The organism is Streptomyces sp. NPDC012769, assembly GCF_042901205.1.
In the GTDB taxonomy this organism is placed as follows: Bacteria; Actinomycetota; Actinomycetes; order Streptomycetales; family Streptomycetaceae; genus Streptomyces.
Genome location: NZ_JBIBCP010000005.1, coordinates 19,012 through 29,042, shown reverse-complemented (window position 1 = coordinate 29,042; position 10,031 = coordinate 19,012). Strand labels below are relative to the sequence as shown.

The following is a 10,031-nucleotide window of genomic DNA, read 5'->3' as shown; positions in this document are numbered from 1 at the left end:
ACCGTGGTGGCTTCCGCCGCGACGACCGCCCGACCTTCAACCGCGACCGCCGCGACGACCGCCCCACCGGCGGCCACCGTGGCAGCGACCGTCCGTTCAACCGCGACCGCCGCGACGAGCGTCCCTCGTTCAACCGCGACCGTCGTGACGACCGCCCGTCGTTCAACCGCGACCGCCGCGACGACCGCGGTGGCTTCCGCCGCGACGACAAGCCGCGCTGGAAGCGCAACGGCTGACACGCCGACAGGGCCCCTGCCCGCACGAGAGTGCGGGCAGGGGCCCTGCCCTTTGCGGCACCGCGCGCGGCAGAGCCGATACCCGATCGGTTTGGAGGAGGTATCGGGCTATGCTGCTCGGGTGTGCTTGTCCACGGGCCGTTAGCTCAATTGGCAGAGCAGTGGACTTTTAATCCATTGGTTGTGGGTTCGAGTCCCACACGGCCTACCGCACGAGGCGCCCCGCCCGGTCCCACCGGGCGGGGCGCCTTCGCGTTCGGGGGCTCCCCGTGGGCGCCCAGGTTTGGCGGCGGGGGAACGGGACATCCGCCCCCTGGAGGCAGGGACACCGCCCCCCTGGAGGCATCGCTATGGCTTTGTCCGTCCGCCGCGCAGACGGCGTCCAGACCACCCGGGAACGGCGCACCGAGGAACGGCACGACCCCCCACCTGCTCCGGCCGCCGCCGCGCCGCTCGTCTCGCCGGTGAACTCCCACAACGAATGGGATCCGCTGGAGGAGGTCATCGTCGGCCGCCTCGACGGCGCGACCATCCCGCCCCACGACGCCGCCGTCTCGGTCACCATGCCGCCCTGGGCGGCCCGCATGCACGGGCTGGCCGCGGCCGCGCCCTTCCGCTATCCGCGCCGACTGGTCGAGCCGGCCCAGCAGGAGCTCGACGGGTTCGTCGAACTCCTGGAGTCCCTCGGCATCACCGTCCGGCGGCCGGACCCGGTCGACCACAGGCGGCCCTACGCCACCCCCGACTGGACCTCCCGAGGCTTCGCCAACTCCTGCCCGCGCGACAGCCTGCTGGTGATCGGTGACGAGATCATCGAGACGCCGATGGCGTGGCCCTGCCGCTACTTCGAGACCCACTCCTACCGCACGGTCCTCAAGGACTACTTCCGGCGCGGGGCGCGCTGGACGGCGGCGCCCAAGCCGCAGTTGACGGACGCGCTGTACGAGCCGGACTTCCGGCCCGCGCGGGACGGCGAGCCCGTCCGCCGCATCGTGACCGAGTTCGAGCCGGTGTTCGACGCGGCGGACTTCGTACGGGCCGGCCGCGATCTCTTCGTGACGCCGAGCAACGTCACCAACCGCATGGGCATCGAGTGGCTGCGCCGGCATCTCGGCCCCGGCTACCGCATCCACGAGATCGAGAGCCGCTGCCACACCCCCATGCACATCGACACGACCTTCCTCCCGCTCGCCCCCGGCCGGGCCCTGGTCAACCCGGAGTACGTCGACGTCGACCGGCTGCCCCCCGTCCTGGACTCATGGGACATCCTGATCGCGCCCGAACCCGACCCGATCAGCGAGCGCCTGCTCAAGTTCACGTCGATCTGCGGCAAGTGGCTCAGCATGAACGTCCTGGTCATCGACGGCGAACGCGTGATCGCCGACCGCCACCACACCGGCATGCTCCGCGCCCTCGAGACCTGGGGGTTCGACCCGATCCCCTGCGACCTTCTCCACTACGCCCCCTTCGGCGGCTCCTTCCACTGCGCCACCCTCGACGTCCGCCGCCGCGGCACCCTCGACTCCGCCACGGCGTGACCTCGGGGCCGCCCGCGGCCCGGCGGCCGATGGCCCGGATGCCGGAACGCGGGCCCCTGAGCCGGTCGTCGTCAGCGCACTCCCAGGGCCGCAAGGCGGTCCGGGTCCGCGACGATGTCGATCTCGACGATGCGGTCGTCGACGATCGTGAAGGCCATGAGGCCGACCGGGGAGCCGTGGGCGAGGGAGACCAGGCCGGCGGCGCCGTTGACCGTGACGCGGCGGGCTTCGTGGCGGTACCTGGCGAAGGTGAGGGCCTGGGCGGTGACCGCCTCGGCGCCGCGGACCAGCTTGGAGGCGGCCGCGGTGAGGTCGCCGCCGTCGACGCGGAGGACGACGTCGGGGGCCAGGACGGTGAGCAGCCCCTCGAAGTCGCCGGCCTGGGAGGCGGCCAGGAAGGCGTCGACGACCTTGCGCTGCCGGGTGGTGTCGGGCTCGGGTGTCGGGGCGGCGTCCTTGACGCGGCGGCGGGCGCGGCTGGCGAGCTGACGGGTGGCGGCGGGGGTGCGCTCGACGAGGGGGGCGATCTCGTCGAAGGAGACGGAGAACATGTCGTGCAGGACGAAGGCCAGCCGCTCCGCCGGGGCGAGGGTCTCCAGGACGACGAGCAGCGCGAGGCCGACGGAGTCCGCGAGCAGCGCCTCCTTCTCGGGGTCGGCGGTGCCCTCCTCCCGTACGACCGGGTCGGGGACGTAGTACTCGAGCGGGTCCTCGCGGCGGGAGGTGCGGGTGCGGAGCATGTCGAGGCAGACCCGGCCGACGACGGTGGTCAGCCAGCCGCTGAGGTTGCGCACCTCGGCCACGTCGGAGCGGTTCAGCCTGAACCAGGCCTCCTGGACGGCGTCCTCGGCCTCGCCGAGCGAACCGAGCATGCGGTAGGCGACCGCGCGCAGATGGCCGCGGTCGGCCTCGAAACGCTCCGCCAGGAGCTGCGGCGTGAGGCCCGTCATGCGCTCGTTCTCCATCGTTGCCTCTTCCCCTTCGGGTCCGGTCACATGGTGATGACGGACGGCGGGACACGGATGTGACGACAGGGGGCTTTTCCCGCCCTCTCCGTTCCGGTACGTGAGATCCCCGCCGGGCCGCCTTGAACGCCCGGCAATCCCCGGCCGATCCCCCCGACCGCCGTGGATCGCCACTTCAGCGTGGTGATCATCTTCCCTAGATTGATCACCATGACGACGACAGCGAACCAGGTCAATCCCGTTCTCCGTACGCCCCCGGCCTCCCCGGCCGCCGCCGCGGCCTACTTCTCCGCGAGCCTCGCCTTCCACGCCGACGTGTCCGACGTCGCCTCCGCCCTCGCCGAGGCCCGCGCCACGGGCGGCGACCCCGGCTTCGTCGTGATCGACTCCCGCTCCACCGCGTCCTGGGACCAGGGCCACGTGCCGGGGGCCGTGCACCTGCCGACCGCGCTCATCCCCGAGCAGGCCGAGCAGCTCCTCGACAAGAGCGTCCCGGTCGTCACGTACTGCTGGGGCCCCGGCTGCAACGGCGCCACGCGCGCCGCGCTCGCCCTCGCCGAGCTGGGCTTCCAGGTGAAGGAGATGCTGGGCGGCTTCGAGTACTGGGTGCGCGAGGGCTTCGGTTACGAGACCTGGGAAGGCGCCGAGCAGAAGGACGCGGACCCGCTGACGGCGCCGGTCGACGCGGAGGACTGCGGCTGCTGACCGGCTGCCGGGGAAACCGATTTCGGTTTCGGGCGACCATGCCGTAAGGTCATATTCACCGACGCGGGGTGGAGCAGCTCGGTAGCTCGCTGGGCTCATAACCCAGAGGTCGCAGGTTCAAATCCTGTCCCCGCTACTCAGTAGCACGAAGGCCCGGATCGTTCTCACGATCCGGGCCTTCGTCGTGTGCGGACCACGTGACCCGATTTCCGGTTTGACCTTTACGTAACGTCAAGTTCTAGCGTGGTCGGCATGGAGTGGTCGATCCAGGAGATCGCCAGAAAGGCCGGCACCACCAGCCGCACCCTCCGCCACTACGGCGACCTGGGGCTGCTGGAGCCGAGCCGGATCGGCGCGAACGGTTACCGGTACTACGACCAGGCGGCACTCATGCGGCTGCAGCGGATCCTGCTGCTGCGCGAGCTCGGGCTCTCCCTGCCCGCCATCGCCGAGGTCCTCGAAGGCCAGCGGGACACCTCGGCCGCCCTGCGCACGCATCTGGCCCTCCTCGAGCGGGAGCGCGAGCGCATCGGGCGGCAGATCGAGGCCGTACGCACCACTCTCCACAAGACCGAGAGAGGAGAGGAACTGATGGCGGAGGAGATGTTCGACGGCTTCGACCACACGCGGTACGAGGCCGAGGTCACCGAGCGCTGGGGCCGCGAGGCGTACGAGCGGGGCGACCGCTGGTGGCGCTCGCTCGGCGACGCCGAGAAGAAGGCGTTCATGGACGAGCAGAACGGCATCGCCCGCGACTTCGCCGCGGCCGCCGCGAAGGGCCTCGCGCCCGACAGCGAGGAGGTGCAGGCGATCACCCGACGGCACCACGCGTGGCTGTCGACCACGACGACGCCGACGAAGGAGTACTTCATCGGTCTCGGCCGGATGTACGTGGACGACCCGCGGTTCACCCGGAACTACGACCGGTACGGGGAGGGCACCGCCGTCCTCGTCCGGGACGCGATGGCGGTCTTCGCCGAGCGGAACCTGTAGCTCCGGGCTCCCGGGCTCCGTGCGGAGTCCGAAGTGAACGGTGGCCGAAACCGCGCCGGCCCCTTTGCCGGGGGCTGAGCGCGGGGCCGGCCTCGGCCGCGCGGGGGTGATGGCGCTGCCGGCCCGGGGCGGCCGGCCGGCCGAGCCGCCGCCGGTACGCCAACCGGCCGAGGAGGAGTCGCCGAGCCGCTCCGCCTGACGGCACCCTGGACAGGGCGCGGGTCCGTCCGCGGCCGGGCACGTCCAGGCGGGAGAGCACAGGTGGCGCGAGCAGCGGCGCGGCGCGGGCGGGGCCCTTCGGGTGCCCGCCGCCCCGGTCCGTCCTCCGGTGCCGGCTCCGGTCCGTCCTCCGGTCCGGGCTCCGGCTCTTCCTCCGGCTCGGCCTCCGGGCCGTCCGCCGGTACGTCCTCGGGCCCCCCGGGTGCGGCCCGCGGCGCGTCCGCCCGGCCGCCGTACGGCCCGTACCGTGGCGCACGGCGTTTTCTGCGCGCGCTCCCTCCGCTGGTCATCATGGGCGGGGTCGTCTTCGACGCGTCGACCCCGGCCCAGTACACGGCGGCGCCGATGTTCTCGGCCGCGCCGCTGATCGCGGCCCCCTTCTTCTCCACGCTCACGACGCTGCTCACGGGCATCGCCGCCGTCCTCGCGAGCGTCGGTCTGCACGTCTACAACGGGACGGTGGCGCAGATCCCCACGCTGACGGAGACGCTGACGGTCGCCACGGTGTCGGCGCTGGCGGTGCTGATCAGCCGGGTGGTGCGGCGGAGCGGGGAGCGGCTGGCCTCGGCGCGGGTGATCGCGGAGACGGCGCAGAAGGCGGTGCTGCCCACGCCGGCCGAGCGGATCGGGGGGCTGCAGATCGCCGCCCGTTACGAGGCGGCGCAGGCGGACGCGTTCATCGGCGGCGACCTGTTCGCGGTGCAGGACACCCCGCACGGGGTGCGGCTGGTGGTCGGCGACGTGCGGGGGAAGGGCCTCGGCGCGGTCGAGGCGGTGGCCGTGGTGATCGGCGCCTTCCGCGAGGCGGCCGAGCAGGAGGCGACGCTGGAGGGGGTGGCGGCGCGGCTCGAGCGGGCGCTGGCCCGGGAGGGCACGCGGCGCGACGGGCTCGACGCGTTCGAGGGGTTCACCACCGCGGTGCTCGCGGAGATCCCGGGCGGCGATCGGGTGGTGCGGGTGGTCAACCGTGGCCATCCGGAGCCGCTGCTGCTGCGGGCGGACGGCGGTGTGGAGGTGCTGCGGCCGAGCGAGGCCGCGCTGCCGCTGGGGATGGGGGACCTGGCGGTGTGGCCGGACCGGGCCGAGGAGTCGCCGTACCCGCCGGGTGCGACGCTGCTGTTCTACACGGACGGTCTGTCGGAGGCGCGGGACGCGGAGGGGGTCTTCTACGACCCGCGGGAGCGGCTCTCGGGGCGGATCTTCCCGGGGCCCGAGGAGTTGCTGGACGCGTTGGTGGCGGACGTGCGGCGGCACTCGGGCGGGGGCACCACGGACGACATGGCGCTGCTCGCGGTGAGCCGTCCGGCGGCGGGGCAGCCGGAGCGGCGGCGGACCATGCCGGTGGTGCCGCCGGGCGGCGGACCCCGGGTGTGACGGGGCGTAGTGGCAGGGTGTCACTCCGATAACAATTGACGTAACGTCAGTTTGAGCGTTTGGTCCTGACACCCTTCTGAAGGGGGATCAACTCGGGCGTTTCCCTACCAATTCAGCTAATGATCAAGGGGAACGGCTTGGAATCGGGAGGTCACGTCTATTAACGTTCGATAACGCAGCGCGGTCGTCCCAGCCGTCGCAAGAGACGGCACCGTGCGCACGCGCCGAATCCCGTAAGGGAACCGGGGAACCACCACTTGGGGTGAATCGGGCCCCACCGCACCCATGCGGCACCGCCCGTAGGAGACCTTCCTGCTCCGAACCCGTCAGCTAACCCGGTAGGCGAGAAGGAAGGAAAGGAGAGCGCCTCCGTGGCCTCCAACACCCCTGCTCCGCAATCCCCCTTCGACTACTTCGACGCCTCCGGGGCGACGGGCGCCGCGGGCGCGGACGGGGAGGAGTGGAACCCCACCGAGGACTCCCTGCGGGACCGGGGCCGTTCCGGCGGACGCCACCGCGTCGTCAAGCAGCGGTCCAACTTCGCCCGCTCCTCCACCGTGCTGGGTGTCGGCGTCATCGCCGCGGTCGGCGCCGGCGGGCTGGCCACCGCGCAGGAGAGGCCGCCGGTCTCCATAGCGCTGCCGGACGTCGACCTGCCCGACGCCTCCGACTTGCCCGGCGTCGGCGCACTGATCGGCGCGGACGACAAGGGCTCCGAGGGCTCGGAGGGCTCCGACACGGTCGCGGCCGGGAACAACACCCAGCCGCTCACCGCGCTCACCTTCACCACCGCCGACGACGCCTCCGGCGCCGGGGCCTCCGCGACCGGCACGCGGACCGACGCCGGCGAGGCGCTGCGCGCCCGCATCCTCCAGCAGGCCGAGCAGCAGCAGGCCGCCGCGGACGCCGCCGAGAAGGCGGCCGCGGAGAAGGCCGCGGCCGAGAAGGCGGCGGCCGAGGCCGAGGCCAAGGCGGAGGCGGCGGAGCAGGCGGCCGCCGAGGCGAAGAAGAAGGCGGAGGAGGAGGCGGCGGCGAAGGCCGAGGCCGAGCGCCTGGCCAGGCTCGCGGCCTCCTACGCGATGCCCACCTCCTCGTACACGCTCACCTCGACCTACGGCGAGTCCGGCTCGATGTGGTCCTCCGGCTACCACACCGGCCTGGACTTCGCCGCCCCCACCGGCACCCCGGTCAAGGCCGTCCACGGCGGCACCGTGAAGTCGGCGGGCTGGTCCGGCTCGTACGGCTACCGGATCGTCCTGGAGCTCGCGGACGGCACGGAGATCTGGTACGCGCACCTGTCGTCGATGACGGTGAGCGCGGGCCAGTCGGTCGGCACCGGAGAGACCATCGGCCGCGTCGGCGCCACCGGCAACGTCACCGGCCCCCACCTCCACCTGGAGGTCCACACCCCGTCCGGCGACGGCATCGACCCGGCGGCCTGGCTCCGCTCCAAGGGCCTGACCGTCTGAGTCCGGCCGGAAACGGAATACGCCCGGCGGCGCGGGGGGTTGACCGACTCATGACCTCTCTTCGCCAGCTGGGCACTTCAGACCTGCACGTCTTCCCGCTCGCCCTCGGAGGCAACGTCTTCGGCTGGAGCGCCGACGAGGCGCAGTCCTTCGCCGTCCTCGACGCCTATGCCGCCGCCGGCGGCAACTTCGTCGACACCGCCGACGTCTACTCCGCCTGGGCCGAGGGGAACGAGGGCGGCGAGTCGGAGACCGTCATCGGCCGCTGGACGGCCTCCCGCGGCAACCGCTCCGACGTCCTCGTCGCCACCAAGGTCGGCGCCCACCCGCAGTACAAGGGCCTGAGCGCCACGACCATCAAGGCCGCCGCCGAGGAGTCGCTGCGCCGCCTCGGCACCGACTACATCGACCTCTACTACACGCACTTCGACGACGAGTCCGTGCCCGTCGAGGAGATCGTCACCGCCCTCGACCAGTTGGTGAAGGACGGCAAGGTCCGCGCCGTCGCCGCCTCCAACATCTCCCCCGAGCGGCTGCGCGCCTCCCTCGACTTCGCCGCGGCCGAGGGCCTCACCCGCTATGTGGCCCTCCAGCCGCAGTACAACCTGGTCTCGCGTGACACCTACGAGGGCGCGCTGATGGAGACCGCCGAGCAGGCCGGGCTCGCCGCCGTGCCGTACTTCGGACTGGCCTCCGGCTTCCTCACCGGCAAGTACCGGCCGGGCGGCACCGTCAGCAGCGTCCGCGCCGGCAGTGCGGCCAAGCACCTGGAGAGCGAGCGCGGTCCGAAGGTCCTCGCCGCCCTCGACGCGGTCGCCGAGGCCCATGACGCCGAGGTCGCCAGCGTCGCCCTGGCCTGGCTGGCCTCCCGCCCGACCGTCGTCGCCCCGATCGCCTCGGCCCGCACCGTCGAGCAGCTCCCGGCGCTCGTCGCCTCCGCCGACCTGCGGCTGACGGACGCGGAGCTCGCCACCCTGACGGAGGCGTCGCAGGTCCGCTGACCCGACCGCCCGAGCCCGCGGCCGGCCGCGCGGCGGGCCCGCCGGTGGGGGGCCGTCAGCTCCGGTACGGGTTGTAGCCGCCGTAGTCCAGATACTGCGGCGGCACCCACACCCGGCCGGTCACCCGGGCCGCGTGGGTCAGCGCGGGGGAGGCGATCCGGCGGCGCTGCCACAGGTGGTGCAGCAGCTCCTGCTCGCGGGCCGTGAAGTCCGGCGCCGCCTGGCCGCGACGGGCCCGGTGGCGCAGGAACGCCAGGGTCGTCGCGAACGCCTCGTACTCACCGACGGCCTGCGCGCCCGGCTTGCCGAAGCTGCGGGCGGCGAAGCCCCGGGCCAGGGCCCGGGCCCGCATCGAGGACAGCGCCAGCGGTTCGTCATGGGCGAGCCAGCCGGCCGTCGCGTACGCCGGGAGCTCCCCGGATATCGTGCGCAGCTCCTTCTGCCGGCTCCATATCGCGAGCCAGGTCAGCAGCGCGAACACCGGCACCATGAACATCCCGTAGACCAGGACGAAGGCCAGCGGGTGGAAGGTCGCCGAGCCGTTCCACAGGGCGTGCATGCCCATGGCGAGGAGCAGACCGCCCAGCGGCAGCAGCACCAGCCGGGTGCGGCGGGCCCGGGCGGTGACCGGGAGCAGGGCGGCGAAGCCGAAGCCGAGGCCGGTGAGCGACGTGAACAGCGGGTGCGCGAACGGGGACATGATGATCCGGACGAAGAACGTCCCCACCGTCACCGAGCCGAGCCCGGCGGCGCCGAACTCCTGGTCCTCGCCGAAGGCGTTGCCCAGATAGAGGATGTTCTCGGTGAAGGCGAAGCCGGTGGCGGTGAAGCCCGCGTAGACCAAACCGTCGACCGGGCCGGTGAAGTCCCGGCGGCGGAAGAGGAAGAGCAGCAGCACGGCGGCGCCCTTGGCGATCTCCTCCACGACGGGGGCGACGGCGGTCGCCCCCAGCGTGTCGGCCGAGCCGGGGTCGGCGGTGGCGCTGCTGATCCACTCCACGGCGAAGGAGTTGGCGAGGATCGCGACCAGGGTGGAGGCGAACGCGCCCCAGGCGAGCGCGAAGAGGAGATTCTTCCAGGGAGCCGGCTCGACCCGGTCCAGCCAGCGGAACGCGGCCATGAGCAGCGGCACCGGCAGCACCGCGAGGCCGAGGCCGACGAGGAAGCCCTCGGTGCCGGTCTGCTCCCGCACCAGCGCGAGGATCGCCAGCGCGCACAGCGCGAGCACGGCGATCAGCGCGACGGCCCGCAGCACCCGGCTGCGCCAGAACGCCTTGCGCGGCTTGTAACGCCACTTGGCACGCTCCGGGACGGCCGCGAAGTCCGGCTGGTCGCTCTCGAGCTCGGGCACGGGAGCGGGCGCGGGCACGGCCGGTTGGGCGTGCGAGTGGGCGGGGACGGGCTCGGCGGCAGGACCGGCGATGGGGTTCGACGACACACGACGACCCTAACGAGCGCCACCGACAGCGGCGAGGGAGTTCCCGCCTCCTGTGGAAAACCCGGTCGGGGCGCCTGAGGCTGCCCGTGGCTG

General features: G+C 72.8%; 8 protein-coding genes, 2 tRNA genes, 1 pseudogene and 1 riboswitch. Of the genes and pseudogenes, 9 read left to right on the top strand and 2 right to left on the bottom strand.

Annotation, left to right across the window (positions count from 1 at the left end):
• The 3 genes and pseudogenes from ACFY7C_RS25235 to ACFY7C_RS25225 all read left to right on the top strand — a co-directional run.
• A pseudogene (locus ACFY7C_RS25235) lies at positions 1-236 on the top strand (RNA helicase); the annotation flags it as partial.
• Between the two features lie 135 nt (positions 237-371).
• A tRNA-Lys gene (locus ACFY7C_RS25230) sits at positions 372-444 on the top strand.
• 142 nt (positions 445-586) lie between these two features.
• Positions 587-1,774 carry an amidinotransferase gene (locus ACFY7C_RS25225; RefSeq protein ID WP_389654542.1) on the top strand — a complete coding sequence of 396 codons (1,188 nt, stop codon included), beginning with the start codon at positions 587-589 and terminating at the stop codon, positions 1,772-1,774.
• A gap of 71 nt (positions 1,775-1,845) precedes the next feature.
• Here the strand turns inward: ACFY7C_RS25225 and sigJ are convergent, their stop codons facing one another.
• Positions 1,846-2,739 carry an RNA polymerase sigma factor SigJ gene (gene sigJ / locus ACFY7C_RS25220; RefSeq protein ID WP_389654540.1) on the bottom strand — a complete coding sequence of 298 codons (894 nt, stop codon included), beginning with the start codon at positions 2,737-2,739 and terminating at the stop codon, positions 1,846-1,848.
• Between the two features lie 210 nt (positions 2,740-2,949).
• Between sigJ and ACFY7C_RS25215 the strand changes: the two genes are divergently transcribed.
• The 6 genes from ACFY7C_RS25215 to ACFY7C_RS25190 all read left to right on the top strand — a co-directional run bounded on the left by ACFY7C_RS25215 (position 2,950) and on the right by ACFY7C_RS25190 (position 8,500).
• On the top strand, positions 2,950-3,444 hold the full coding sequence (locus ACFY7C_RS25215; protein ID WP_389654538.1) for a rhodanese-like domain-containing protein: 495 nt from the start codon (positions 2,950-2,952) through the stop codon (positions 3,442-3,444).
• A gap of 62 nt (positions 3,445-3,506) precedes the next feature.
• Positions 3,507-3,580, top strand: a tRNA-Met gene (locus ACFY7C_RS25210).
• A gap of 116 nt (positions 3,581-3,696) precedes the next feature.
• Complete coding sequence (locus ACFY7C_RS25205) at positions 3,697-4,437, top strand: MerR family transcriptional regulator (RefSeq protein WP_389654536.1); 741 nt, start codon at positions 3,697-3,699, stop codon at positions 4,435-4,437.
• A 510-nt stretch (positions 4,438-4,947) separates the two neighbouring features.
• Positions 4,948-6,030 carry a PP2C family protein-serine/threonine phosphatase gene (locus tag ACFY7C_RS25200; protein WP_389654534.1) on the top strand — a complete coding sequence of 361 codons (1,083 nt, stop codon included), beginning with the start codon at positions 4,948-4,950 and terminating at the stop codon, positions 6,028-6,030.
• A gap of 212 nt (positions 6,031-6,242) precedes the next feature.
• Positions 6,243-6,390: riboswitch (cyclic di-AMP (ydaO/yuaA leader) on the top strand.
• A gap of 11 nt (positions 6,391-6,401) precedes the next feature.
• The gene (locus ACFY7C_RS25195; protein WP_389654532.1) at positions 6,402-7,499 is read left to right on the top strand and encodes a M23 family metallopeptidase; all 1,098 of its coding nucleotides are present in this window, start codon (positions 6,402-6,404) and stop codon (positions 7,497-7,499) included.
• A gap of 50 nt (positions 7,500-7,549) precedes the next feature.
• Positions 7,550-8,500, top strand: a complete 951-nt coding sequence (locus ACFY7C_RS25190) for an aldo/keto reductase (protein WP_389654530.1) — start codon at positions 7,550-7,552, stop codon at positions 8,498-8,500.
• 55 nt (positions 8,501-8,555) lie between these two features.
• Here the strand turns inward: ACFY7C_RS25190 and ACFY7C_RS25185 are convergent, their stop codons facing one another.
• Positions 8,556-9,869 carry a PrsW family intramembrane metalloprotease gene (locus tag ACFY7C_RS25185; RefSeq protein WP_389655638.1) on the bottom strand — a complete coding sequence of 438 codons (1,314 nt, stop codon included), beginning with the start codon at positions 9,867-9,869 and terminating at the stop codon, positions 8,556-8,558.
• Between the last annotated feature and the right edge of the window lie 162 nt (positions 9,870-10,031).

Coding starts and splice junctions, on each gene's coding strand:
- ACFY7C_RS25225 (WP_389654542.1), top strand. CDS start 587: ATGGCTTTGTCCGTCCGCCGCGCAGACGGCGTCCAGACCACCCGGGAA.
- sigJ (WP_389654540.1), bottom strand. CDS start 2,739: ATGGAGAACGAGCGCATGACGGGCCTCACGCCGCAGCTCCTGGCGGAG.
- ACFY7C_RS25215 (WP_389654538.1), top strand. CDS start 2,950: ATGACGACGACAGCGAACCAGGTCAATCCCGTTCTCCGTACGCCCCCG.
- ACFY7C_RS25205 (WP_389654536.1), top strand. CDS start 3,697: ATGGAGTGGTCGATCCAGGAGATCGCCAGAAAGGCCGGCACCACCAGC.
- ACFY7C_RS25200 (WP_389654534.1), top strand. CDS start 4,948: ATGGGCGGGGTCGTCTTCGACGCGTCGACCCCGGCCCAGTACACGGCG.
- ACFY7C_RS25190 (WP_389654530.1), top strand. CDS start 7,550: ATGACCTCTCTTCGCCAGCTGGGCACTTCAGACCTGCACGTCTTCCCG.